This is a genomic window from Nitrospirillum guanabarense (assembly GCF_034653355.1).
GTDB lineage: Bacteria > Pseudomonadota > Alphaproteobacteria > Azospirillales > Azospirillaceae > Nitrospirillum.
In genome coordinates this window covers 456,939-481,882 of the sequence record NZ_JAYEER010000003.1, presented here as the reverse complement: position 1 = coordinate 481,882, position 24,944 = coordinate 456,939, and the positions used below count along the sequence as shown (strand labels likewise).

Annotated in this window: 23 protein-coding genes and 1 tRNA gene; 14 read left to right on the top strand and 10 right to left on the bottom strand. The window is 64.9% G+C overall.

Annotation, left to right across the window (positions count from 1 at the left end):
* Window positions 1–44: 44 nt before the first annotated feature.
* Window positions 45–206 carry a hypothetical protein gene (locus UAA55_RS11525; RefSeq protein ID WP_322952881.1) on the bottom strand — a complete coding sequence of 54 codons (162 nt, stop codon included), beginning with the start codon at window positions 204–206 and terminating at the stop codon, window positions 45–47.
* A 123-nt stretch (window positions 207–329) separates the two neighbouring features.
* On the opposite strand from UAA55_RS11525, the gene UAA55_RS11520 reads away from it, so the two are divergent.
* The 4 genes from UAA55_RS11520 (at window position 330) to UAA55_RS11505 (ending at window position 5,940) form a co-directional block, all read left to right on the top strand.
* Complete coding sequence (locus UAA55_RS11520; RefSeq protein ID WP_322952880.1) at window positions 330–1,016, top strand: hypothetical protein; 687 nt, start codon at window positions 330–332, stop codon at window positions 1,014–1,016.
* Window positions 1,017–1,148: 132 nt separating this feature from the next.
* Complete coding sequence (locus UAA55_RS11515) at window positions 1,149–1,691, top strand: FKBP-type peptidyl-prolyl cis-trans isomerase (RefSeq protein WP_322952879.1); 543 nt, start codon at window positions 1,149–1,151, stop codon at window positions 1,689–1,691.
* Between the two features lie 190 nt (window positions 1,692–1,881).
* The gene (locus UAA55_RS11510) at window positions 1,882–5,010 is read left to right on the top strand and encodes a ligand-binding sensor domain-containing diguanylate cyclase (RefSeq protein WP_322952877.1); all 3,129 of its coding nucleotides are present in this window, start codon (window positions 1,882–1,884) and stop codon (window positions 5,008–5,010) included.
* A gap of 132 nt (window positions 5,011–5,142) precedes the next feature.
* A complete protein-coding gene (locus UAA55_RS11505; RefSeq protein WP_322952876.1) occupies window positions 5,143–5,940 on the top strand; it encodes a crotonase/enoyl-CoA hydratase family protein in 798 nt (265 codons plus the stop codon).
* Here UAA55_RS11505 and gcvA read toward each other — a convergent pair.
* The 4 genes from gcvA to UAA55_RS11485 form a co-directional block, all read right to left on the bottom strand.
* Window positions 5,925–6,830: a transcriptional regulator GcvA gene (gene gcvA, locus UAA55_RS11500; protein WP_322952875.1), complete on the bottom strand. Its 906-nt coding sequence runs from the start codon at window positions 6,828–6,830 to the stop codon at window positions 5,925–5,927. The two genes, UAA55_RS11505 and gcvA, sit on opposite strands and share 16 nt — an antisense overlap.
* 79 nt (window positions 6,831–6,909) lie before the next feature.
* Window positions 6,910–8,193, bottom strand: coding sequence for a UDP-N-acetylglucosamine 1-carboxyvinyltransferase (gene murA / locus UAA55_RS11495; RefSeq protein WP_322952874.1), 1,284 nt, complete (start codon window positions 8,191–8,193; stop codon window positions 6,910–6,912).
* A gap of 135 nt (window positions 8,194–8,328) precedes the next feature.
* Window positions 8,329–8,883, bottom strand: coding sequence for a dCTP deaminase (gene dcd, locus UAA55_RS11490; protein WP_322952873.1), 555 nt, complete (start codon window positions 8,881–8,883; stop codon window positions 8,329–8,331).
* 170 nt (window positions 8,884–9,053) lie between these two features.
* Window positions 9,054–9,221 (bottom strand): hypothetical protein, encoded by a 168-nt coding sequence (locus UAA55_RS11485; protein WP_322952872.1) that lies wholly within the window; start codon window positions 9,219–9,221, stop codon window positions 9,054–9,056.
* 220 nt (window positions 9,222–9,441) lie between these two features.
* Here UAA55_RS11485 and UAA55_RS11480 point away from each other — a divergent pair.
* The 3 genes from UAA55_RS11480 (at window position 9,442) to UAA55_RS11470 (ending at window position 13,916) form a co-directional block, all read left to right on the top strand.
* A tRNA-Thr gene (locus UAA55_RS11480) sits at window positions 9,442–9,516 on the top strand.
* A gap of 248 nt (window positions 9,517–9,764) precedes the next feature.
* Entirely contained in the window at window positions 9,765–11,195 is a 1,431-nt protein-coding gene (locus UAA55_RS11475; protein ID WP_322952871.1) for a DUF2252 domain-containing protein, read from the top strand.
* Between the two features lie 312 nt (window positions 11,196–11,507).
* The gene (locus UAA55_RS11470; RefSeq protein ID WP_322952869.1) at window positions 11,508–13,916 is read left to right on the top strand and encodes a TonB-dependent receptor; all 2,409 of its coding nucleotides are present in this window, start codon (window positions 11,508–11,510) and stop codon (window positions 13,914–13,916) included.
* Between the two features lie 57 nt (window positions 13,917–13,973).
* On the opposite strand, the gene UAA55_RS11465 is transcribed toward UAA55_RS11470, so the two are convergent.
* The gene (locus UAA55_RS11465) at window positions 13,974–14,963 is read right to left on the bottom strand and encodes a helix-turn-helix transcriptional regulator (RefSeq protein WP_322952868.1); all 990 of its coding nucleotides are present in this window, start codon (window positions 14,961–14,963) and stop codon (window positions 13,974–13,976) included.
* A gap of 108 nt (window positions 14,964–15,071) precedes the next feature.
* Between UAA55_RS11465 and UAA55_RS11460 the strand changes: the two genes are divergently transcribed.
* The 3 genes from UAA55_RS11460 (at window position 15,072) to UAA55_RS11450 (ending at window position 17,165) form a co-directional block, all read left to right on the top strand.
* Window positions 15,072–15,716: a hypothetical protein gene (locus UAA55_RS11460; RefSeq protein WP_322952867.1), complete on the top strand. Its 645-nt coding sequence runs from the start codon at window positions 15,072–15,074 to the stop codon at window positions 15,714–15,716.
* Window positions 15,717–15,791: 75 nt separating this feature from the next.
* Window positions 15,792–16,730, top strand: a complete 939-nt coding sequence (locus tag UAA55_RS11455) for an NIPSNAP family protein (protein ID WP_322952865.1) — start codon at window positions 15,792–15,794, stop codon at window positions 16,728–16,730.
* Between the two features lie 99 nt (window positions 16,731–16,829).
* Entirely contained in the window at window positions 16,830–17,165 is a 336-nt protein-coding gene (locus tag UAA55_RS11450; RefSeq protein WP_322952863.1) for a hypothetical protein, read from the top strand.
* Window positions 17,166–17,183: 18 nt separating this feature from the next.
* On the opposite strand, the gene UAA55_RS11445 is transcribed toward UAA55_RS11450, so the two are convergent.
* On the bottom strand, window positions 17,184–17,702 hold the full coding sequence (locus tag UAA55_RS11445) for a hypothetical protein (protein ID WP_322952860.1): 519 nt from the start codon (window positions 17,700–17,702) through the stop codon (window positions 17,184–17,186).
* Window positions 17,703–18,194: 492 nt separating this feature from the next.
* Between UAA55_RS11445 and UAA55_RS11440 the strand changes: the two genes are divergently transcribed.
* Window positions 18,195–18,611 (top strand): hypothetical protein, encoded by a 417-nt coding sequence (locus tag UAA55_RS11440; protein WP_322952859.1) that lies wholly within the window; start codon window positions 18,195–18,197, stop codon window positions 18,609–18,611.
* Window positions 18,612–18,643: 32 nt separating this feature from the next.
* Here UAA55_RS11440 and UAA55_RS11435 read toward each other — a convergent pair whose 3' ends face one another.
* Window positions 18,644–19,117 (bottom strand): helix-turn-helix domain-containing protein, encoded by a 474-nt coding sequence (locus tag UAA55_RS11435; protein ID WP_322952858.1) that lies wholly within the window; start codon window positions 19,115–19,117, stop codon window positions 18,644–18,646.
* Window positions 19,118–19,242: 125 nt separating this feature from the next.
* Between UAA55_RS11435 and UAA55_RS11430 the strand changes: the two genes are divergently transcribed.
* Both UAA55_RS11430 and UAA55_RS11425 read left to right on the top strand, forming a co-directional pair.
* The gene (locus UAA55_RS11430; protein WP_322952857.1) at window positions 19,243–19,659 is read left to right on the top strand and encodes a hypothetical protein; all 417 of its coding nucleotides are present in this window, start codon (window positions 19,243–19,245) and stop codon (window positions 19,657–19,659) included.
* 45 nt (window positions 19,660–19,704) lie between these two features.
* On the top strand, window positions 19,705–20,187 hold the full coding sequence (locus UAA55_RS11425) for a hypothetical protein (RefSeq protein WP_322952856.1): 483 nt from the start codon (window positions 19,705–19,707) through the stop codon (window positions 20,185–20,187).
* Window positions 20,188–21,316: 1,129 nt separating this feature from the next.
* Here UAA55_RS11425 and UAA55_RS11420 read toward each other — a convergent pair.
* Both UAA55_RS11420 and UAA55_RS11415 read right to left on the bottom strand, forming a co-directional pair.
* Window positions 21,317–21,523, bottom strand: a complete 207-nt coding sequence (locus UAA55_RS11420; RefSeq protein WP_322952855.1) for a hypothetical protein — start codon at window positions 21,521–21,523, stop codon at window positions 21,317–21,319.
* A 406-nt stretch (window positions 21,524–21,929) separates the two neighbouring features.
* Complete coding sequence (locus UAA55_RS11415) at window positions 21,930–22,988, bottom strand: hypothetical protein (protein WP_322952853.1); 1,059 nt, start codon at window positions 22,986–22,988, stop codon at window positions 21,930–21,932.
* Between the two features lie 732 nt (window positions 22,989–23,720).
* Here UAA55_RS11415 and UAA55_RS11410 point away from each other — a divergent pair.
* Window positions 23,721–24,944: an exonuclease SbcCD subunit D gene (locus UAA55_RS11410; RefSeq protein ID WP_322952852.1), complete on the top strand. Its 1,224-nt coding sequence runs from the start codon at window positions 23,721–23,723 to the stop codon at window positions 24,942–24,944.

Here is a 24,944-nt window from a genome sequence, read left to right as displayed (position 1 = left end):
AGCGGCCCCCAAGGGCTTGAGCGTCCTGCAACTCTTGGGCGGTTTCAGGGACGCTCCACCAAGGCCAGGATGCAATCGCACGCCTCGGCGGTCTCGGTGTTGGCGGGGAGGTGGGAGGTCCCCTCGGCGTAGCGCCGTTTCAGCGCCGCGTCGTTGGTCAGGCGGTCCAGCGCTGCCGCCACGGTGACGGGGCGGTAGCGGCGCATGGACACCTGCGCGCCAGTGTTCCTTGTCCGCCGGCGTATAAGGACGGCTGGCCGTTGCCTGGACTCCGCCTGGGCGCTAGGGTCCCAGCCCACCCTGTTCCTGTTGAAAGGGCTCCCCGCCCCATGCGACGCGCCGTCCTTTTCGCCATCCTGATGCTGCTGCCCCCCGCCGCCCTGGCCCAGTCGGGTCCCACGCCCAAACCGGCGCCGGCCAAGCCCGCCGCTGACCTGCCGGCGGGCGGCCTGCCCAAGATGGGTGGGGATTATCAGGCGGTGGAGGCCCTGACGGTCAACGGCGTGCGCCAGGACCTGCGCGTTTTCCATGACCAGGGGCGGGAGCGGCGCGAGATGAAGGAGGGCGGGCTGAGCACCGTCCTCATCGTGCGCCCCGATCGTGACAGCGCCTTCGTGCTGCAGCCGGAGTCGCACATGGCGGCCCCCCTGTCGCCCCAGGATCCGGAGGCGGCCCCCGACCTGACCCGCCTTTCACAGCTGGACGCCGAGGCGCTGGGCCGGGACACGCTGGGGGGTGAGGCCGTGGTCCGCTACCGTGTCGTCGGCACTTATGAACAGGGCGGCGGGTTCGAAGGCCAGGTCTGGTCCACGGCGGATGGCATCTATATGCGGGTGGAGGGCACGGCCAACGACGGCAACGGTCCCGTGACCATGCGCCTGGACCTGGGCGACCTGAAGCGCGGCCGGCAGGAGGGCGGCCTCTTCGAACTGCCCAAGGGCTACACCATGATGAATTTCGGCCCGATCGACGCGCCCGTTCCGGAAGGCTTGCGCGGGGATACGCCCAAGCCGTAATCCTTATCCCCGCGGGTGGGGCCCGTGGGGTGGGGGAAGCCACCGTCCAGGACAAAACAACCGGCACCGTTCGGCGCCCCCCTGATTTCAGGGACGGCGGGATGGGATGACCGGCTTCGCAGGAGCGGCTTGATGCGCGGGCACAGCTTTATGTACTCCACCCTGCTGGCGGCGACGCTGGCCCTTCCGTTCGCGGCAGGCACCGCCCAGGCGCAGGTGCCGCTGAACGCCCGCCCCGCCATCGGCGGCCAGGTCGACGCCCAGCACCAGTTCATCCTGGATTACGCCAAGCAGCCGGGCGTGGAGATGTCGACCAACGGCGTCGCCTATCGCTTCCTGCGGAAGAAGGAACCGGCCGTCGGCCAGCAACCCAACCCCAGCAACCGGATCCGTGTTCATTACGAGGGCAGGCTGACCGACGGCACCGTCTTCGACAGCTCCTACCAGCGGGATGAGACGGCCGTCATGTCGCTGGAAAAGGTGGTGAAGGGCTGGGTCGAGGTGATCCCCCGCATGCATGTCGGCGACAAGATCGAAATGGTCATCCCGGCGGAGATGGGCTACGGCCAGAAGGGCTCGGGCGACGGCGTCATTCCTCCCGGCGCCACCCTGATCTTCAAGGTCGAGCTGTTCGAGGTCATGCCGGGCGAACTGCGCAGCAAGGGCGCCGGCTGATCGGCCGCGGGCGATCGTTCCGGGGCTTGTCCGCCGGGCGCCGCCCCCTAAAGACTCTTGCGTTGTTGCGCCCAACCCCGTCACATCATGGGACGTATGCCGTTCGGGGAAGACAACGGGCGGCATCCAGGGAACTGGTACGGGCAACGTTTTGGAATCAGCCGCCGTCGTGAGCGCGGGAACGACCGCCATGAGGTTGGGGCGAGGGCAGCGCCGGCTGGCGGACGCCCTGCCATGGGTCCTGGTCTGGCTCGGTCTCTTGCTGGCGCCAGCGGGGGCGCAGGAATACGCCTTCCGCTCCTACACCCAGGAAGACGGCCTCGCCAATCTGTCCATCACCGCCCTGGCGCAGGACGCCATGGGCTTCCTGTGGGTGGGCACGGAGAACGGACTTTATCGTTTCGATGGCGGAAAGTTCCAGCGTTTCGGCCCGGCTGAAGGCCTAAAGGAACCCTATGTCAGCGCCGTCCATGTGACCCCGTCGGGTGTGCTGTGGGTGGGTACCACCGGCGGCCTTTACCGCTGGGACGGCCGCACCTTCGCATCCGTGATCCAGGAAGGCCGGCCTGTGCCGGTGTGGCAGGGCCAGAAGCTGGCGTCGCTGGACGCCGGCCACCTGCTGGTGGTGGGCCGCGAGGAGTTGCTGGTGGTCGAGGCGCAGAGGGCCGCCGCCCCCGGCGCGTCGACCGCCGCCGTCAGCTGGGTCGCCCGGCCTTACTTCACCCCGGACCAGAAGGCCGCCCAGCCGGCGCTCAACCGAATCCAGAGCGTGCGGGTGTTCGGCGTGGGCGAACAGGGCGGCGGGGATATCTGGCTGGGCTGCGGCCAGGCGCTGTGCGCGGTGCGCCAGGGGCAGCTTAAGCTGTGGGGCCCCGACCAGGGAGTACCCCCCGACCGCTGGGGCAACGTGCTGCGCGACGTCGACGGCACGCTGTGGGCGCGCGGCGAACACCAGGTGCTGGCGCTGCCGCCCGCGGCCGAGCGGTTCACGGCGCAACTGCCGCAGCCCTCGACCCGCACCAACGTCCGGGTGTACCTGCCCCTGCTGCAGGATATGGACCGCACCATCGTCACCTTCGGCGACCAGGGCCTGCTGCGCCTGGCGCGTCCAGGCAAGGGGCTGGCGCCCGACACCGTGCCTCAATGGGAACAGCTGGGCGACGCCAACGGCCTGCCGGCGCGCGAGGTCAGCGCCCTGCTGGTCGACCATGACGGCGACCTGTGGGTGGGTTCGGCCGGCTTGGGCCTGACCCATTGGGTGGGCTATCGCAGCTGGGCCAACTGGACGGCGCGCCAGGGGCTGGTACACGAATTGGTCTGGTCCTTCCGCCGTGATGGCGCCGGCCGCCTGGTCATCGGCACCGATGGGGGCTTGGCCCGGCTGGAGGAACGGGGCGATGCCCCTCCGCGCATCATTCCGGCGCCGGGTGGCCAGCCGATCCTGAACCATCAGGTCGGCAGCCTGGCGTTGGACAGGTCCGGCCGCCTGTGGGGCGGAACCTTCTCGGGCCTGCTGTTCTATCAGGATCCGGGGAAGGACGGCGGCGAGCCGCCGCCGGCGGTGGTCGTGGCGCATCTGCCCCTGATCTTCCAGGTCTTCATCGATGCGCAGGGCCGACTCTGGGTCATGACCCGCAAGAAGGGCCTATACGTCATCGACAAGCCGGAGGCGGCCAATCCCCAAGTGGCGCCCCTGGGCGCCGCCCTGCCCGTCCCGTCCGACAGTTCCGTCTCCAGCGGTTGCCAGGCGCCGTCCGGCACCCTGTGGTTCGCGACGGAGGCCGGCTTGTTGCGCTTTGGCGAGGGCAAGTGGACGGCGCCCACCATCACCGGCGTGCCGCCGGTCACCCGCTTCAACGTCATCGCCTGTGCCCGCGACGGCAGCCTGTGGTTGGGGGGCGAGACGGTGCGTCTGGCACATGTGCAGGAACCGCTGGGCATTGCGCCGGGGGCCGGCACCGGCGTGCTGCAGCCGGTGGGCGACGTGACGGAGGACTTGGTGGGCGACCGCCAGGTGCTGGGCCTGCTGGAGGACCGGCGCGGCTGGATGTGGCTGTCCACCGACAGCGGCGTGCTGGTGTGGAACGCAGGCGCCCTGCGCCAGTACAGCCATGATACCGGCCTGGTGTGGAATGACTGCAACCAGAGCGCCCTGATCGAGGATGACGATGGCACCCTGTGGGTGGGCACCAGCAAGGGCCTGACCCATATCACGCGACCGGACCTGCTGTTCAACCGGCCGGCCCTGGTCACCCGCGTGACGGGCATCGAACGCAACGGCGTGGCGTTGCCCACGGACGGCAACTTCGAATTGCCCTGGGACACGGCCCCCCTGACCTTCCATCTGACCACGCCCAGCTTCCGCAGCCGCGGCGGGCAGATCTACCGCTATCGCCTGAACGGCCTGGAAGGGGATTGGAACATCACCGCGGCGGAGGAAATCCGCTATTCCGCCCTGCCGTCCGGCACGTATGAGCTGGAGATCGTGGCCCGCAACACGGCGCTGCAGGCCATGGCCCCCTCCATCCTGGTGCCCTTCAGCATTCGGCCGCCCTGGTGGCAGACCAAGCTGTTCTTCGCCGGCTGCGCCCTGTCCGTCGTGGTGGTGGGCGTCGCCATCTACCGCTGGCGCACCCATGCCGACATGGACCGGCGCCGCACCCTGGAAATCCTGGTGGAGGCGCGGACGCGCGAGCTGGAAGCCTCGCGTGAGCAGCTGCGCCAGCTGGCCATGTACGACAGCCTGACCCATCTGTGGAACCGGCGCGCCATCCTGGATCTGCTGGAACTGGAGCTGGCCCGGCGGCGCGACGATGGCTCGCTGACCGTGGTGTTGGCCGACGTTGACCACTTCAAGCGCATCAATGACACCCACGGCCATCCCGCGGGCGACGCCGTGCTGGTGGAGGTGTCGCGCAGACTGTCCGCCGCCGTGCGCAGCTACGATGCCGTTGGCCGCTATGGCGGGGAGGAGTTCCTGATCCTGCTGCCCGGCCTGGGGCGGGATGACTGTGGCGATGTGCTCAGCCGCCTGCACGGCGCCATCTCCCTCACCCCCATCGCCTTGGGCGATGTGCCCACAGGCGCGGTCCATGCCCATGAGGGGCGGCCGGAAGCGGCGCCGGACGTGCATGTCGACGCCTTCGGTGTCAGCGTGACCGTGACCTGCAGCTTCGGCGTCATCTCCATTGGGCCAACGTCCGGCCATGGATCGGCGGGCGCGCCGCCGCTGGAGGAGATCATCAAGCGGGCGGATCAGGCCCTGTACCGGGCCAAGCACCTGGGGCGCAACCGGGTGGAGTACGCGGCCGGCACATGACCGGCCAGGCTGGGTATCGGCGGGGAAGGTGGGTGTCAGGTGAATTCCGTTCACCCGGAAGTGCGAAAGGCCCGTTTGTCCGGCGGGGCGCGGCAGGGAACAGTGGGGCCTCTTCCATCGTAAAGGTGCCCCATGACCGCCCCTGTCCTGCTGCGCGCCGTCGATGACGACGGCATCGCCACCCTGACCCTGAACCGCCCGGAAAAACTCAACGCCCTCAGCTACGCCCTGGTCGACGCCCTGCTGAAGGCGTTGGAGGAGATGGAGGGGGACGACGCCATCCGCGTCGTCATCCTGACCGGGGCGGGCGACCGCGCCTTCTGCGCCGGCGGCGACATCCCGGAATTCGCCGGCAGCGTGCGCCTGGGTGCCACGGTGGCGGTGCGCGACTTCGTGCGCCGGGGCCAGGCCCTGACCAGCCGTATCGAAGCGTACTGCAAGCCCATCATCGTCGCCGTCAACGGCCTGGCCTATGGCGGCGGGTGCGAGATCACGGAGGCCGCCCCCCTGGCCGTGGCCAGCGACCGGGCGCTGTTCGCCAAGCCGGAGATCAAGCTGGCCATGCCGCCCACCTTCGGCGGAACCCAGCGCCTGCCTCGTCTGGCGGGGCGCAAGCGGGCGTTGGACTTGCTGTTGACCGGTGACAGCTTCACGCCGGCGCGGGCGCTGGAACTGGGCCTTGTCAATCGCGTGGTGCCGCATGATCAGCTGATGCCGGCCGCGCGCGACTTGGCCCATCGCATCATCCGCCACGCGCCGGGTGCGGTGGCCGCCATCCTGGCCGCCGTGACGCGCGGGGTGAATTTGCCCATCGCCGAAGGCCTGGCGGTGGAAAGCGCGGCCTTCGCCACCCTGGTGCCGGGCCACGACCTGGAGGAAGGGCTGGACGCCTGGATCGCCCGGCGCCCCGCCGCCTACACCGGCAACTGAGAACCCAGCTCCGCCTGGATCCAGGTCCGGAAGGCCGCCACCTCTGGGCGGTTGCGGCCGGCGCGGCTGGTGATCAGCCAATAGCCGGTGCTGATGGGGCGGGGCGGGCCCAGCACGGCCGCCAATCGGCCGGCGCTCAGGTCGGCGGCCACCAGGGGCAGGCGGCCCATGGCGATGCCCAGGCCGCTGACCGCGGCTTCCAGCGCCATGTGCACGGTGTCGAACCGGACGCCCCGGCGCGGCAGGCCCAACTCCACGCCGGTGGCCGCTTCCCACGCCGCCCATTCCTCCGTCACGCTGTCCACATGCAGCAGCGGCAGGTCCGCCAGATCGGCCGGGCTCGTCACACGCGCCGCCAGGGCGGGGGCGCAGACCGGCACCAGGACCTCCCTCACCAGGCGGATGGCGTGCAGGTCGGCCCTCTCGGCGGGCCGCCAGTCGTCCTGGCGCATGCGAATGGCCACATCCACGCCATCACGCGGCAGATCCGCCGGCCGGTGGCTGGTGTCCAGGGTCAGGGTGATGTCCGGATACAGGTCGCTGAAGCGGGGCAGGCGGGGGACCAGCCAGCGCAGGCCGAAGGTGGGTGCCACGCTGACGGCCAGCCGGCCGCTGGGCGCGCGGCCTGGCAAGGCGGCGGTGACGGTGGCCAGCCGCTCCAGCATGCCGCGCACCTCGGGCAGATAGGCTTCCCCCGCCGCAGTCAGGGACAGGCTGCGGTGGCCCCGCGTGAACAGCGGCGTGCCGAGCCAATCCTCCAGCGTCTGCAGGGCATGGCTGACGGCGCTGGGCGTCAGGTTCAGCTCCTCCGCCGCCCGCTTGAAACTGAGATGGCGGCCCGCCGCCTCGAACGGGCGCAAGGTGGTCAGCGGCGGCAGGCGATAGGGCATGGGGGCAGGCTCATCCATTTCGGATGAGCATAGTTCATCCCGGGGACCGCCTGCCATGCCCCCGGGATCCTCGTCAGGTTCAATCGCCCTTCACGCGTTCCATCTGGGCGCCGCAGGCGTTCAGCTTGTCCTCGATGCGCTCATAGCCGCGATCCAAGTGATAGATGCGGTTGACCGTCGTCTCGCCCTGCGCGGCCAGCCCGGCCAGCACCAGCGAGACCGAGGCGCGCAGGTCCGTCGCCATCACGGGCGCGCCCGTTAGACGCGGCACTCCGCGCACCAGGGCGGACGAGCCGTGGACCGTGATGTTGGCGCCCATGCGCGCCAGTTCCGGCACGTGCATGAAGCGGTTCTCGAAGATGGTCTCGGTGATCATCGAGGCGCCCTTGGCCGTGCACATCAGCGCCATCATCTGCGCCTGCAGGTCGGTGGGGAAGCCGGGGAAGGGCTCCGTCATCACATCCACGCCCAGCACCTCGCCATTGGCGCGGCGCACCTTGAAGCCGGTGTCGGTGGGGGTGAACACCACCTCCGCCCCGGTCAGGGCCGTGGCCACGGCCTGGATATGCTCCAGGTTGCCGCCCACCAGCTCCAGCTCACCACCGGTGATGGCGGCGGCCATGACGTAGGTGCCGGTCTCGATGCGGTCTGAAACGATGCGGTGGCGGGCGCCGTGCAGCGCCGCCTTGCCCACGATGTGCAGGCGGTCGGTGCCGATGCCGTGGATCTCGGCGCCCATGGCGATCAGGCAGTGCGCCAGGTCGGTGATCTCCGGCTCGCGCGCGGCGTTGATCAAGACGGTTTCGCCCTTGGCCAGGCAGGCGGCCATCAGCAGATTCTCGGTGGCGCCCACCGACACCTGGGGGAAAACGAACTCCGCACCGCGCAGCCCCTCGGGCGCCGAGGCGTGGATGTAACCGGCCTCCAGCTCGATCTTGGCCCCCATCGCCTGCAGGCCCTTGATGTGCAGATCGACAGGGCGGGTTCCGATGGCGCAGCCGCCGGGCAGAGACACCTTGGCCTGGCCGAAGCGCGCCACGAGGGGCCCGAGCACCAGCACACTGGCGCGCATCTTGCGGACCAGATCGTAGGGCGCCTCGGTCGAGGTGATGTTGGCGGCGGACAGGTTGACGGCCCGCTGGGCGCAGGAAGTGGCGCCCCCTTCGTACACCATGTCCACGCCGTGCTGGGCCAGCAGATTGGCCATGGTGGTGATGTCGGCCAGGTGCGGCAGGTTGTCGAGCGTCAGCGTCCCCTCGGTCAGGAGACAGGCGGCCATCAGCGGCAGGGCCGCGTTCTTGGCGCCGCTGATGCGGATGCTGCCGTTCAGCGGCGAACCGCCGCGTATGCGTAACTTGTCCATGGGGAAGGGCCGATCGGTTCAGACATGCCGGTCTTGGGCAATGCCGGCTGTAATGGCGGGAAGGTAATGGCGAAGAGGTATGGCGGAATTTGGGCGGCGGCGGCCCGCCGCCCGAACATCAACGCCGGCCGCGGCTCACAGGCGGGGCAGGGTCACGCCGCGCTGGCCCATGTACTTGCCGGACCGGTCGGCGTAGGAGGTCTCGCAAACGGTGTCGCCCTTCAGGAACAGGAACTGGCACAGGCCCTCATTGGCATAGACCTTGGCGGGCAGGGGCGTGGTGTTGCTGATTTCCAGGGTCACATGACCCTCCCATTCCGGCTCCAGCGGCGTGACGTTCACGATCAGGCCGCAGCGGGCGTAGGTGCTTTTTCCCAGGCAGATCACCAGCACGTCGCGGGGCACGCGGAAATATTCCACCGTGCGGGCCAGCGCGAAGCTGTTGGGCGGGATGACGCAGACATCGGTTTTGCGATCCACGAAGCTGGCATCGTCGAAGCGCTTGGGGTCGACGATGGCGCTGTCGACGTTGGTGAAAATCTTGAATTCGTCCGCCACCCGCGCGTCATAGCCGTAGGAGGACAGGCCGTAGGAGATGACACCCTCGCGCTTCTGCGCCTCCACGAACGGTTCGATCATGCCCCGGTTCTGCGCCATGTCGCGGATCCAGGTGTCGGGCATGATGGCCATGGGTGTCGCTCCTAGGGTCGGATGAAGGAATGCGTTTCAGCGTTCATCCTTCTTAGACCCTCCCGTCACGCGGCTCAAGGTGACTCTGACACCATGTCTGGTGGGGATAAGCCCCAGGAATGGGCGGCTGCCGCGGTCCAGACCCACCACATCTGGTTAAACCGCTGAACTCACTCGGTCCCGCCCGCTGGCTCGCCGGCCGGGGCTTCGGCGGCATCCTCCCGCTCGCGCGACTGCGCCTTGCGGCGGCGCAGGTTTTCGCGCAGGGCGGCGGCCAGGCGCTCTTCCCGGGTCATGGTTTTGTCGGCGCCGGTTTTCGCGGGCGGCTTGTCGGTCATGGGGCGGTGTTACTCCTAAGGGGTGGCCGGCGACGGGCGCCCTGGCTTTTGCCCAGTCGCGGCGCTCCGAAAATAGGTGCAGAATGGCGGCGCGCCAAGGGTTTCAACCCCTGGGACGGGCACGTAGGGAATGCGCCGATCAAAATTCTTTCATTTCCTTCGCTCAAAAGGCTTGCATCCCCACCGCCCCTGTGGCAATTACCCCGCCCACCGGACGGGCGCTGCCGTAGCTCAGTGGTAGAGCACTCCCTTGGTAAGGGAGAGGTCGAGAGTTCAATCCTCTCTGGCAGCACCATCCGAACACCCATTAAAATCAGATAGTTAAGTCCGCATCGCCCGCTGGGGCGCGGGTGCGGCGAATTGTCGTTTCCCCTGAACAATCGTGGAACGGCACCGGTATACTGGTGAAAATCCATGCACCTGTGAGTTTTCCGCCCATCAGCGTCGGGGGATTCACATCCGTGCCATAATCGCTTCCGACAATCGGATAGCCCACGGCGGCCCGCGCCGCCCGCCCGAGCCCTCGCCAGCCCGGAGACAGCCATGCCCGATCTCGCCGCGCCCAATCTTGCGGGCCTGCGCGCCCTGCCCGCCGACAAGCGCAAGGAGGCCGGCAAGGCTCTGCGCGACGCCGCTCCCCGTTCCGGCAACGCGGCCCTGCCGCCGTTGAAGGGCCGGGCCGATCCCATTGCCCTGTTGGTGACGACCTCGGCCTCGCGCATCCAGTCGCTGCTGCCCGTGCGTTGGGCCCGCATGGCGGCCAGCCCGTTCACCTTCCTGCGCGGGTCGGCGGCTGTCATGGCCCGCGATCTGGGCCAGCTGCCCGTCAGCGGCATCCGCGTCCAGGCCTCCGGCGATTGCCACCTGATGAATTTCGGCGTCTACGCCAGCCCGGAGGGCCGCCCCGTCTTCGACCTCAACGACTTCGACGAGACGCTGTCGGCGCCCTTCGAATGGGACGTGAAGCGCTTGGCGGCCTCCCTGGTGCTGGCGGCCCGGGACGCGGGGCATGCGCCGGGCGCGGCCAAGGACATGGCGCGCGCCGCCGTCACCGCCTATCGCCTGCGCATGGCGGAACTGGCGGCGCTGGACCCCCTGACCGCCTGGTCCAGCCGGGTGGACATCGCCGCCATGGCCCAGTGCATCAAGGATGAGGCCGCGCGCGAGAAGGAGATGGACCTGTTGGCCAAGGCGGCCGCCACGCCGTCCGCCGGCGACGACTTCCCCCGCCTGGCCCAGGGCGGCGGACGTGAGGCCCGCATCCGTGACGCCCCGCCTCTGATCTACCATTTCGATGAGGAGACGGACCGCCAGGGCCAGGCGGCGTTGCGCGCCCGCGCGCTGTTCACCCGTTACCGCGACACCCTGCCGGAGGAACGGCGTTTCCTTATCGACCGCTACCAACTGGCCGATGTGGCCTTCAAGGTGGTGGGGGTGGGCTCCGTCGGCACCTTCTGCGCCATCGGCCTGTTCGTCGATCCCGACGGCCATCCCTTGTTCCTGCAGGTGAAGGAAGCGACGGCGTCCGTGCTGGCGCCGTACGCCGGCGCCTCGCCCTACGCCAACCAGGGCCAGCGGGTGGTGGTGGGCCAGCGCACCCTGCAAACAGTCAGTGACGGCTTCCTGGGCTGGGCGGCGGATGATGCGGGCCGCCATTTCTATATTCGCCAGCTGAAGGACCGGCGCCTGGCATCGGCCGGCACGCTGATGGAAGGCGATAGGCTGGACTTTTACGCCACCCTGTGCGGCGCCACGCTGGCGCGTGCCCACGCCCGCTCCGGCGACGCGGCCTTGATCGCGGGTTATCTGGGCAATTCCAGTACCTTTGACGACGCGGTGGCGGACTTCGCCGCCGGTTACGCCGGAATCAGCGCGGCCGACCACGCCCTGCTGAAGCAAGCCATCACCGACGGTCGGCTGGCGGTGGCCGACCTGCCGTCCAAGGGCAAGGGCAAAGGGAAGAAGACCGGCTGACGATCCGCTTGTCCCGTCCACTTCGGCAATCATCGCGATTTTGTTCCGATTCGCCTTTTCCGTGCGGCGGGCGGGCGTCGGTGGTGCGACAATTTGTCTGACCTGACGGTCAGAAAACAGTCACAAAACCTGACCATTTGATCAAGTTCTGGGCGAATTCGCGACCGCGAGGCGCAAAGGACGCGCCGCAACCGAGCTTTTCTTCCAACGCCTTGAAACCGCAACATTCCAATGTTAGTGCAGGTGCACCAACATTGGTTGGCGGCCTCTTGGGAAGCGGGACGCCGGTAAGATAAGGATCGGGGGATTCTCATGACGACTTTCACGCGGGGCGGCGTCGCCGTCCGCGAACGCTCGCGCCTGCGCCGCACCCTGCTGGCGGGTGTTGCCCTCAACGTGGTGGTGTGCGCGGGCGCCATGGCGCAGGAGGCCTCCTCGGCCGGCGACGTGGAAACCATCCTCATCACCGGCGGCCGCCCGGTGAGCGCCACCGGCCAGATCACGATGCAGGAGGCGCCGAAGTCCGCCTCCGCCGTCACGCAGAAGTTCATCCAGGACCAGCCTGCCGCGGCCAACCCCTTTCAGCTGATCAACCTGGCGCCGGGCGTGAACTCCAACGGCCGTGACGCCACCGGCACCGGCCGTGGCGCCATTTCCGTCCGCGGCTTCCAGTCCAACCAGATCGGCCTGATCCTGGACGGCGTGCCGGTCAACGACAGTGGCACTTTCAACGTCTATCCGCAGGAATACATCGACGCCGAGAACCTGTCCCAGGTCTACATCATGCAGGGGGCCGGCGACGCCGACACGCCCAACGTGGGTGAGACGGGCGGCAACATCGGCATGGTCATCCAGAAGCCGTCCGACGACTTCCATGTGACGCTGCAGCAGGCGCTGGGCGACAACAGCCTGCGCCGTGAGTTCGTGCGCGTGGATACGGGCGACATCGGTTTCCGCACCAAGGCCTTCATCTCCTACTCCAACGCCGCCGTGGACGTGTGGCGTGGCGAGGGCACGACCAAGCGCCAGCATGTCGACGCCTCCATCGCGCACGACATCGGTGACAGCAGCCGCATCGCCCTCAGCGCCTTCTACAACACGGCGGAGACCTATTCGTACCAGGCGCTGACCAAGGCGCAGATCGCCCAGTACGGCTATGACTTCAACTTCGCCACCGCCTTCGCTCCCACGGCCCCGGCGGCGACCGGCACGGCGCAGAACGACAACAACGGCCCCCTGCTGACCCAGCGCTCCAACTACTACAAGCTGGCCACCAACCCGTTCGAAAACCTGGTGGTGTCGGTGAAGGGCAACTTCGCCCTGACCGACAGCCTGCGCCTCGACGTCCAGCCCTACCTCTGGTACGGCTTCGGCGGCGGTGGCACCGCGGGCTATTTCTCCGAAACCAACGCGGCGCAGTTCGGCGTTCCGGGCCAGGCGTTCAAGGGCATCGACCTGAACGGTGACCACGACACGCTGGACAACAAGTTGTTCTACAACCTGTTCGCCCAGCAGCAGATGCGCCCGGGCTTCGTCACCCGTGGCAAGTGGACCTACGGCCACAACGAACTGGTGGCGGGCTTCCAGTACGAAATCGGCAAGCTGCGGGAGTGGAAGCCGCTGCTGTCGGTGGATGCCAACGGCAACCCCGTCAGCCTGTGGCCGGACCTCTACAATGAACATGTGTTCCGCGCCGACGGCAGCGTGGTCCGCACCCAGGACCAGAAGACGACGACGGAAGTGGTGCGGCCCTTCGTGGTCGACACCCTGAACCTGTTCGATGACAAGCTGGCGCTCAGCGTCGGTCTGCAGCATTCGCAGATCAACCGCAGCGGCATCAATTACCTGCCGCTCAGCCTGCGCACCGCGAACGCCAACGCCATCGCGCCGACCCATCCGGAACTGGATCAGGGCAAGTTCGTGCCCAGCGCCGGCGTCGTCTATCACATCGACGACAGCAACCAGGTCTTCGCCTCGGCCACGCAGACGTTCCGCGCCACGGATAACTCGGCCCTGTACACGCCCGGCGTGAACCTCTCCACCATCCAGCCGGAAACGACGGTGGACCTTGAGGCGGGCTACCGCTACGCCGGTGAGTGGTTCATCAGCTCCGTCACCGTCTTCAACACCAACTACACCAATCGCCAGCAGTCGCTGTTCGACGTCACCGCCAACACCACGGTGTCCAAGAACATCGGCGGTGTCATCATCAAGGGCCTGGAGGCCGAGGTCGGCACCAAGCCCATCGACGGCTTCTCCGCCTATATGTCGACCGCCTATACCCAAAGCCACCTGAAGAACGACCTGTACGTCGGCCTGGCGAACGGCACCACCGTGCCCCTGCCCACGGCAGGCAAGCAGCTGACCGATACACCGGAATGGCTGGTTTCCGGGCTGCTTCGGTATGAGCGGGACAGCTACTTCGCCCAGATCCAGGGCAAGTACACGGCCCACCGCTTCAGCAGCTTGACCAACGATGAAGAGGTGCCATCCTTCTACACCTTCGACGTCGCGGCCGGATACACCCTGCCGGAAGCGCTGACCGGCCGGTTCGCGACCAAGCTGGTGCTGTCGGTCACCAACCTGTTCGACAAGCGCTACCTGGGTGGCATCAATTTCGGCAACAACGCCCAGCCCTACAACGGCGTCGCGGCCAACCTGCCCAGCTATCAGCCGGCGCCGCCGCGCTTCATCTCCGCCAAGATGACCGTCACCTATTGATCGTGGGCGCATAAGTCTGGAAGGGGCACCGGTGGAGACGCCGGTGCCTTTTTCTTTTCAGCCGCTCCCATAGCGGCGGTGCAGCTCCGCCGCCATCTCGCCCATGTGGGCACGCAGTTCGGGCGGGCCCAGGACCTCCACCGTCAGGCCCAGGCCCAGCAATTGGCGGCCGGTCCATTCCACCGCCTCCAGGGGGATGTCGGCTTCCGCCCAGCCATCAGCGTCTGGTGGCTGCAAGGTGGCGGTGATGCGCTCATTGAAGGCCGGGCCCAGATTGCGCAGGGATTTCAGGCCGGCCGCCGTGGCCCTCACCCGCGCCGTGCCTGTGTAAAGGCCGGCCTCGAAGCTTTGCAGCGATTCCTGCCAATGGGCCGGCAGGTTGAAATCCGCCGGCCGGGTGAAGCGCCGGTCCAGCACCGTGTGGGCCAGGATGTTGGAAACGCGGTAAGTGCGGGGACCGCCCGGCGGCTTCCCTGCCTCCGCCTGTGATTGGGCCACCAGGTACCAGATGCCCCCCTTCAGGACCAGGCCGAGTGGTTCCACCGTGCGGTCAACGACGCCCGTCCAGCGCTCATAGCGCATGCGGATGAGCTGCTCGTTCCATACCGCTCGGGCTATGTCGGGCAGGATATCGACTTTGCCCGGTTCCTGGAACCAGCCCACCGGGTCCAGATGGATGCGGGCGTTCAGGCGCGAGGCCGTCTGGCGCCCCTGCTCGGGCAGGGCCGCCAGCAGCTTCAGCTGGGCGGCGGCCAAGGTGTCGCCCAGGCCCAGCTCCGCCGCCGGCCCGGGCAAGCCCGCCAGGAACAGGCTTTCCGCTTCCTGCGCGGTCATGCCGGTCAGCCGGGTGCGATAGCCGTCCAGCAGCTGGAAGCCGCCGGCGCGGCCGCGGTCGCCATAGACGGGAACGCCGGCGGCGCTGAGGTCATCGATATCGCGGTAGATGGTGCGGACCGTGACCTCAAGCTCATCGGCCAGGGCCTGGGCCGTCTGGCGACCCCGGGTCTGAAGCAGCATGAGCAGGGAAAGAAGACGGCTGGCGCGCATGGATTTCAAACTAGCAGATTATACCTGACATAGGATGTCAGGTTTTGTCCGGTAAAGTGCGTTCACCGGACAAAACGCCCGGTTTTCCCATCGCGGAGGACCGTTTCCATGTATGCCGCCGATACCCAATTCCCCGTCCCCACCCGCCGGACCGCCCTGTTGGGCGCCGGTCTCCTGGCCTTTGCCGGCCCGGCGCGGGCGGAACATTTGCCTGCCGCCGATCGCCGCCCGCCGGATCCGGACCAACCCGACCTGCTGACCGGCGGACCGGGGCCGGGTGACTTCGACTTCCTGGCCGGCCGCTGGTCGGTGCTGAGCCGCCGGCGCTTGAACCGCTGGACGGACGACGACCGCTGGGACCAGGCGCAGGCCACCGCCCACGGCCAGGTCATGCTGGGTGGCCTGGCCTGCCTGGATGAGCTGGAATTGCCGGCCGCCACCGATCGCCCGGCCGCCGCCGTCACCTTTCGCTTGTACGACCCGGCCGCCCGGCGATGGGCCCTGCACCGGGTGGATGGACGCACCGGATCGCTACAGGCGCCCCTGACCGGGCGCTTCACCGGCGGCCTCTTCGCCAGCCGGCGAGGGGAGTTCCGTGGTCAGGATTTCGATCCGATGTTGGGCCGTCTGGTTCAGGTGCGGGTGGTGTGGTCACGCATCACCGCCACCGCCGCCCAATGGGAACAGGCCTGGTCGGACGACGGGGGCCGCAGCTGGGAAACCAACTGGACGCTGGCCTTCACCCGCGTCTGAAGCCGCTTGACCTCAACTAAACATGAGATTCTAGCGTGACCAACAGCTCAAACGACAAGAACAAGGAATGCCGCCATGAGACTGCCGACCACCGCTTTGCTGGCCATGACCCTGTTGACCGCTGCGGGCTTGGCCGACCGGGCCCTCGCCTGGCCGCCCGACCTGCTGCCGGCTGACGCCCTGCCCCTAAAGGCGGCACCGCGGGCCGGGGCCCCGGCGCTGAGGGTCACGCCGGATCCCCCGGCGGCGCCTTGCTGCGCCATCCTGGAACTGCGCCAGTACACGCTGAAGCCCGGTCAGCGGGACACGCTGGTCGCGCTGTTCGACCGCTATTTCCTGGCGGGACAGGAGGCGGCGGGCTCGCGCGTGGTGGGCCAGTTCCGCGACCTGGATGATCCCGACCGCTTCGTCTGGTTGCGGGGCTTCGCCGACATGCCGGCGCGCGCCACCGGCTTGGCGGCCTTCTACGGCGGGCCGGTATGGCTGGCGCATCGTGAGGCGGCAAACGCCACCATGCTGGATTCCGACAATGTCCTGCTGCTGCGGCCGGCGGTGGCGGGGGCGGGGTTCGCCGACGCCACGCCGGTACCGCCGCCGGTGACGCCCAGCCCGGCCCCCCTGCCGCCCGCGCCGCTTTCCCCCGGTGCGCCGCCGGCCGGCCATGGCATTCTGGTCGCGACACTTTATTACCCCTTTCCGGCGCAGGACGTGGCGGCGGCCCAGGATCTGGCCGACGCCTTCGCCCGTGACGGGGCGTCGGTACTGGCGACGGCGGGTGGCCCCGTCCTGGCGGCTTTTGTCACCAATCCCCAGCCCAACAACTTCCCCCGCTTGCCAGTACGGGAAGGGGAAGCTGTGTTCGTCACCTTCCAGGCCTTCGCCGATGCGGCGGCCTATGAGCGCTATCGCGCCCGCGTGGCCACGCCCTGGTGGCGGGGGCATGTGTTGAAAGGCCCGCCGGAGGTCCACCGTTTGGCCCCGACTTCGGGATCGCGGTGGCGGGGGCCCTTCTGACCAACGTCTATGGCCCTGGGCGGCCTTTTGGGGGCCTTGGCCTCGGGCCTCGGCGCCCGGACAGTGGCTGGGACAGTGTTCTTTGCCCGGGAGGCCGAGATGGAACAGTCCACAACCCAGTCCGCATCATCCCCTGCGACCCCTCAGCGCCGTCGCCGCTGGCTGAAACCCTTGCTGATGGGGGCCGGCATCCTGGGCGCGGGGCTACTGCTCAGCGCCTGCGCCACCCAGCCGCCGCCCATGGCCGGCCGGGAACTGCCCGGCTTCCTCTACGGCCTGCTGCACGGGCTCATCGCGCCCTTCAGCTTCCTATACAGCCTGATTTCCGATACCCGGGTCTACGCCTATCCCAACCCCGGTCGCTGGTACGACTTCGGCTTCCTTCTGGGCGTCAGCGCCTGGGGCAGCGGCGGCACCACCGTGGTGCGTCGCTGAGTCCACCACCCGCCCGCTTCAGGGGCGGGCCGTCCCGATCCCGGCCGTGGCCGGGTAGCTGGGCGGCAACGCGCGGATGGGAACGTCCGCCGCCGGCGCTGGGCTGAAGGGCGGCACCAGGGCCAAGCCCCGTTCCAGGGTCCACAGCGCCGCCTCGCGGCTGTCGCCCGCCTCTTCCGTCAGACCGGCCCGGGCCAGCACGTCGGCCTGTTTCAGCAGGCTGGCCGCCGCCTCCATGCGTACGCGCAGGGTGGCGGCCGGGCGCAAGTCCGCTTCCCGCACCTGGCCGTGGGTCTCCAGCGCCGTTTCCAGCCGGCCGATGCCCTCCAGCGTCCGCTCCAGGGCGGGGGTCGCCGTTTCCATCAGCTCGTCCAGGGCCGCCTGGCCTTGCCCCCGGTCCAGCCGCCGGCCCGCCAGGCGGACGCTGAGTGCCGCGTGTGCCACCAACCGGGCCAGCGCCGGGACTTGCGATGCCAGCCCTGGCATGGACGGGGTGGCGATGAGGGGAACAGGCGGCGCGGATGACAAGGACGACATGGGGGCGGGCTCCGTCATTGGCTTTTTAAAAGGAACCCCGGGGCGGTGGCGGCCGATCGGCGCCTGTCCGCCCCGGGGAAGGGGCGACCCGCCCAGGGAGGGGCAGGGGGCGGGTCGCCGACGCCGGGCGGCGCCGATGGGGGAGGCGCCGGCCGGTGAGGATTACCCTGCCAGGAGATAAATGCCCCGTCAAGAGAAATGGGGGTAAAAATACCCCGTAGAGGAAATATCTCCTGCCTGGCCCAGCACCGGCTCATCGGCCATCGCTTGACCCTTCCGCGCCAAAATGAGAACGTATAGGGAACATGCGCCCAGAACGCCGCAGGGCGTTTTGCGCATCGCATCGCACGTTAACCGGGAGATTCAAGGCTGGGCTTATCGATATCGCGTTGATTTGCGCGGATTGGCGCCCGGATTGCCTTTATGGGAACCAGCGCCGTCAGGGAACGGCATCCGGAACGGGACCGGGGCCATTGCGGGTAGAGGAGTGGAATGTCGGGTCGCGTGTCGCAGCGGCGTTTGCCCCTGGCCGGGGAGGTTTATCCCGGCACGCCTGAGGTGCCGCCAGCGGGGCGACGCCTGCGGGTCACCGTGGGCGGCGTGCCGGTGGTGGCGTTGGTCAGCGACGCCTGGCCGTGGACCCTGTTGTCGCTCACCCGGCACCGGCAGGTGGACATGGTGCCGTCCTTGCACCAGGTGGCCGGAGGCGCGGCCATAGCCGCCGACGCCTGGATCGCGTTGGAGGGCGCCATGGCTTCTGGCGACGGGTGGAACGGCCTGCGCGTTCGCCTCTATCTGGTGGATGCCTTGCCGGCCGATCCGACGGCGACGGCGCGCGCGAACGACGGCCCGGCGGATATGCTGCTCAGCCGGGACCTAGCGGCCTGCTTGGGATGGGCGTCATGCTGACGGCTGTTGAAAAGGCCTGTGCCGGTGGGGCCTCAGCGCTGGGCGATCTCGCGTTCGATCTTCAGCTTTTCCAGGTCCAGCTGGAAAAGGCGGACCAACTGGGCGGCCAGGTCCAGATCGCCCTGGCGGTAGGCCGCGCGCACCTTGTCCAGCACGGCGTCCAGCACCGCATGTTCTGGCAGCGGCGGCGGTTCCTGACCGGCATAGGGGACGGGGGGCGGGGCGGCGAGGTGGCCGGCATCCTCATGCGAGTCGCCGCCCAATCGGCTCTCACCGATCAGGTCCTCAATTCGGCAGCCCAGACCGCGGGCGATTTTGTAGATGGTGTCGGCCCGGGGGGAGGCGGACTTGCCGTACATGATGCCCTTGATGGTGCCTTCGTTCAGGCCGGCCGCCCGTTCAAACTCCGCATATCCCAGGTTCAGCGCCGACAGCCGACGGCCCAGCCGCTCAGCCAGCGGGCTGGGCGCGGGGGCGTGCGGGGGAGCTTTGGCGGCGGTCATCATGTGGGGAAATTTACCCTGAGGCGGAAGCGGCGTCGCGGGGGAATTATACCCTGGATATCGGGGGAAATTTACCCTATCCTTTGCGGTATGACCAGAGGGCTCATCCCTTTTCATAGAAATCCAGATTGATCAAGGAAAGGCAGACTGGTTGCAGATTGCGTCAACAAATTCGCGTGCGAGAAAATATTGATCTATTTCCAGTAAGTTATCAAGAATCTCCAGGTTTCCGACCCGAGTTCGGCATCGGGTTGCGCAAGGGACAGCTGCCCGCCGGTTCCGGGGAAGGCCAGGGCATGCCCGGCCGGACGAAGGGGACGTCCATCATCGCACCTCGGGTCTTTGTGCCGGAGAAATTTATGTCCGAATTCGAGGTCGGCGGCCGATACATCGTGTTTGGGACCTGGAAGGCTAACCAGAATGCTTGGACCTCGGAGGACGGGAAGTCATCCATCCTGTTTCGAAACTTAAAAATGATAGCGTATCAGAAGGCCCAATTCTGTCGTATCGATTTGCCAGTTGAAGGTGAGGACGAGGAAGTTTAAATGCGGGGTGAATGCAATCCATTATCCAACGATTAAGGGCCCTATATGTCTGACGTGATCCAATTTTTCCTCAAGATGGCCGCTGGCTTCGACGAGAGGGCCGTTGAGCCCCCGTATCTCGTTCAATTTGGTATCGAGCGAGCAAGACTTTCTGATGCTCGCAAAAAGGCTGAAGGACTAGTCACCCAGCTGTATAAGCATCGGAATTTCAAGAATGGTTCCCATGCAGCTCAATTCTCGATCGCGGATGCAGTCCTGGCCAATGGGCACACGGACCAACGTATTCAGCAGATGCTCGCCCTGCTGATTGTCCACCTCGCCACGGACTCCCAGCAGAAGCTGGACACCATCGCTGCTGGGGCCGACAAAGTTGGGTACGTCATGTCGCTGTCTGACAATTCTCTGCGGGCCATGGAGCAGACCGACGGAACGGACGAAGATTTTGAGAGTGTCGCCAGTGGAATGCTGGCTGAGGGTAACTCGCCCTTCAAATTCAAATTTGTCGCTCTGTCGTCAGCCATTTCGTGATTGGCGAGCCGCTGTCCCTCGGTGCCTTCAGATTGTACAGAGACGGTTATCCCCTGACAGTCGCCCCGTCTGGTGAGGTTATCAGGCGGCGGGTTTGAGGTTTGCTTCGGGCGCCTCCTTCTGTGGCTTGGGGATACCGTCGCGGAAGGCCTGGAGGTGCATGCGGCCCTTCACGCCGCGCCCTTGCTGGGGTCATGTCGCTCTCCGGTCTCTGGGTTGATGTTGCTAGCAACTCCATCAAACCCCACCAGAGATAGCATGGCCACACCGGCCACCGCGGGGGCCGGTGTGGCCGGGACTGTCAGGTCAATACTCTCTCAGCACAAACTGGTCATCAGCACCGGCGCTTATGCCGTGCCGCCTGGCACACGTTCGAGATCGCCAGAGATTTCATTAATAAACTCACTCAGAATCCTTTCGCGCCCTTCTGCCTGTCGATTGCGGCCTTGTCCTTCTTGATTTTGGCCTCAACTGTCGGATTGATGAATTCAATCCGTGACATGTGCATATCCAGATAATAGAGCGACAATCTAAGGGTTCCCTGAGGGAAACTCCAATCACATTGCCTATTGTTAAAAATTAGACCGTATCCGCCATGCGTATTTACGTATTCATCCCGATTTGGCTTGCCATACTTTCCTTCCATCATGTTTCTGATCGTTTCAAATTTTACGATGCTAAATCCGACATCGATGGAAGCTAATTTTCCATCATAATAATCATAATTAATGCGATCTATTTCAACGTCGCCAATTTTATATGACCGAGAGAACTTCTTGGATCTCCGGCTTCCCGTTTCTCAGGGCATGCCAAGTAGCCGGATACTACTTCGTCATGGCAGCCTCTGATCCCGTAAGGGTCTTTGTTTCGCCAATCGGGAAATGACAACTCAATCGGCTCTCCCAACGTATGGCCTCGGAATTCGAAGGTCTTGGCCATGGCGCCGTGGGTAAGCGCTAGGCCCGCGGCAAGGATTCCGATCCGGAGCACATTCTGAGCTGACATGGTTGTCCTGAATTTCGTCGCGGAATTGAGATAAGCGCCGCCTTGCATCTGGCAGGCTGCTGTTATCCTCAATGCGGATTGTTGTCGATCAACGGCTTCAGACGAGCGAAGCCATCAATGCCCTTCAGCTGTAGTAGCCGTCCTTGGTGGTGCCGTAGTAGCGGTTGCCGGGCATGTGATAGAGGCCGGAGTTGGGGTTAACCCACACCACGGGCGACTTGCAGACCTTGGCTGCGGCGGCCGGGGCGGAATAGTGCTTGCCCTCTGCGGCCAGCGTGGCCGGTGACGCGAGCAGGGAGGTGGCGAAAAGGCCTGAGATCAGGCGACGCATTTCGGAAATCCTTTTGGAAGAGTTGAAATCCTTACAGGATCGTATGAGGTGCTCCTATGGAAGCCAAGTAGAGAATCCGTTGCTATAATTCGCGCAAAACGGCCTGAGTGCATTTGGAGATTGAGAAAGGCAATCGGTTGCCCAGGCGCGAAGCTGCGGCGAGCAGCATTGGGTTGATGTTGTGTTTTTTCCCAAGCAGTCAGAACCCTGCCCAGATCGGTGGGTGCGGGCTGGCTAAGGGAAGCATTAGCGACGAGATCGTTATGCTCGATCAAGCTATTCCATCCCTGCTTGCATCGCGGGAAGGGGCGAATCCTTGAGATCGTGGTGAAGGATATCGGATAAAAGGGTTCGGCCCTGGGTGGTGTCCGCGCAATTTCTCAAATATAAATTTTATATGTTCTGTCTATTTTTTTAGTGAGAAAATATCCACCAGGTATTTCTGAATGAAATTTCCTTCTGTGGATATCTGAAAATTATTATCTACCGCTTTTATAATTATTGGGCGATAGCTTTTTCCAAAATAATGTGTAGATATGTTTGATTTTACATCGCTATTCGAAAGCAAGACGGAAGAATGTATTACAAGCCATTTATATTCTAAGTTTGGTATTTTAATATCTTTAGGTTGTTCTTTCGCTTGCATGGGGGATATTGCATATAGCCGTTCTGTTGGGGGGTCTTCTAGATTACTCACCACGTAATTCATGAAATATTCGCCGTCATAGTAGGACTTTACGAAAAATGGCAATATTTTAAAATCTATATATTCAGTGGTTTGGCGTATGCTCGCGAATATGTATAGTATATCACCTAATTTCTTAAACTCTCCTTTGTGAAGATAAGAAATTTCAAATGCACCTCCCCATCCCTCCTCGATTCCAGTTCCAGAAATAATTTGCTGTGCGAAGGCAGATGCGGAAAATGAAAGCGCTGTCGAAATAGTTCGTTCTAGCGGATTAAAATTCCTACTCGCTGTGAATTTAGAAAAATTTTCAATTTCTCTAAGAAAGGCATCAGATCCACTACCGTATACCTGAATATTTCGGACTTCGTCGAACTCAAATATAGGTGATTTTACGGTTCTTGTTAACAATGCCTGACCATTGAAGAAGCTTATTATGAACTTACAGTCGTGCAACTCATTTGGTTCATAATTTCTCAAAATATTTTCAAATTTCTCGACGGAGTATCCAATATTATCCGCATTTTCTGACACGTAATTAATGAAGGATGTCGCTGTTTTCCGTCTTCCGGCCCAGCATATACATATATTCTTGCCTATTATATTGATTTTCTGGACTAATCCAGATATCGACAGGCCAAAATCTTTATCAATTTTGCTATTTGGATCGTGCATCGAAGGAATTGACAGCAATTCATCCGATATTGTGTCTCTTGATAAGACTGAATCACCAATAAATACCTGAAATCCATCGATCGAAAACGTCGCAATTAGAGTCAAGATGTTGCCCTCATTCTATCTAAATGGGAAGATATTAGGAAATATTCCGGGATGTATTATGTGCTTCCGGCGTGCGTAGAACTTTCCTATCGGTGTTGCTTTGATGGCTATCGCTCTATAGGCCGTAGTGCCAAATTTTCAGACCTTCGCGGCGGCAGCGGGATCGGCGCAGTGCTTGCCCTCGGCGGCCAAGGCGACCGGTGACGCGAGCGGGGCGGCGGCGCATTCGGAAATCCTTGCGAGACGAGGAATTCTTGCGGAATTGTAGGGCGCGCGCCTATAGCGGGCAATATGGTTTTGCTTATTCCCTTTTAGGATGTTTGGCTGGTGGATGAGGGCCGAAATATGGAAAACTGTAATGTTTGAGGCTAAGTGGGTGGTGGCGTCCCTGTTGTTGATTACCGGCTGCTGTTCGGTGGCGCCACGGGACCGGCGGCATCCGCCGAGATGTAGCAGTCAGCCCAGGCTCACTGCCCCAGGGACGTGGTGGCGTGGGTGAACAGGGCCACCGGTGTTTTCTTTGCGACCAATCGGGGCGCCTTCGTGTGCGAGACTGAGGCTCTGCAAGGGCATGCGCGCGACCAGAAACGGCCAATAGAACAGGCTCTCGGTAGCAGCGGGCGTCGAGAAGCGACACTTCAGCCCTTCCGCTAACCTCGATATGGTGCCTTCCGCCAAGTGACCGTAGACGGAATACATTGGGGCTTGGAACGGAAGAGGGCGGACTGCACCTTGCGCATCCTACACACCGCTGACTGGCATATCGGGCAGACGCTGAACGGTTGGACCCGCGAGGTGGAACACCAGGCGTTCCTCGGCCACTTGGCCGAAGTCATCGAGGAAGAAGCGGTCGATGCGCTGGTCATCGCCGGGGACGTGTTCGATAGTATCAATCCCTCGGGCGACGCGCAGCGCATGCTGTATTCGGCTCTGGCCAAGTTCAGGCAGCGGCGCCCGCACCTGACGACAGTGATGATCGCCGGGAACCATGATCCGGCTGGTCGCCTGGAAGCGCCCGATGCAGTGCTCCAGGTAATCGGTGTGCATGCTCTGGGCACCTTGCGCTGGAAGGATGGCCAGGTCGACATGGACCGCCACCTCATCCCGGTCGCTGATGCCGATGGGCAGGTGCGGGCGATGGTGTTGGCCATCCCCTTCCTGCGTGCCGCCGATCTGCCCGGCCTGACGCTGGGTGCTGAAGTCACCGCCGGTTCTCCCGTCGTCGCGGCGACCCGGGCGTTCCATCAGCAGTTGGCTGCCCAGGCGCAGGCCCGCGCGAGCGGCTTGCCGATCATTGCCACCGGGCATCTCCATTGTGCCGGTGGAACCGAATCCGAAGGCGTGGAGCGGCGCATCCTGATCGGTGGCGAGCACGCGGTGCCCCCTGAAATCTATGATCCGGCGTTCGCCTATGTGGCTCTTGGCCATCTCCACCGGCCGCAGAACCTTGGTGGTGGGCGGGTGAGATATTCCGGTTCGCCCTTCCCTCTGTCGGCGGCGGAGATCGGCTACGACCACGGCGTCACTTTGGTCGACATCGGGGAAGATGGGGTGACGGCCACTCACCGCCCGCTCCCGCGTCCCATCCCCTGTCTGCAATTGCCGGAGCGGGGTGGGATGAGTGTGGGGGAACTAGATGCGGTCCTGACGGCGCTCAACCTTGATTCGTCGGCTCCACGGGATCGTCACCCCTTCGTTTGGCTCAGGTTCCTGGCGAACCGCCCCGTGCCCAACCTGCTGGCTGAAATCGAGACGGTGCTTGAACGCCATGCCGTCCGGCGCGCGGGCGTCAGGATTGAGCAGGCGGTCCGCGCTCCATCGGAAGCTGCCCCGCCGGTGTCTTTGGCCGAGACCTCCCCCGAGGAACTGTTCGTGAGTGTGTTCCAGGACATGCACGGCTTGCCGCCAGATGCCCGCCACCTCGCGGCTTTTCGCGATGCCCAGGTGGGGGAATAA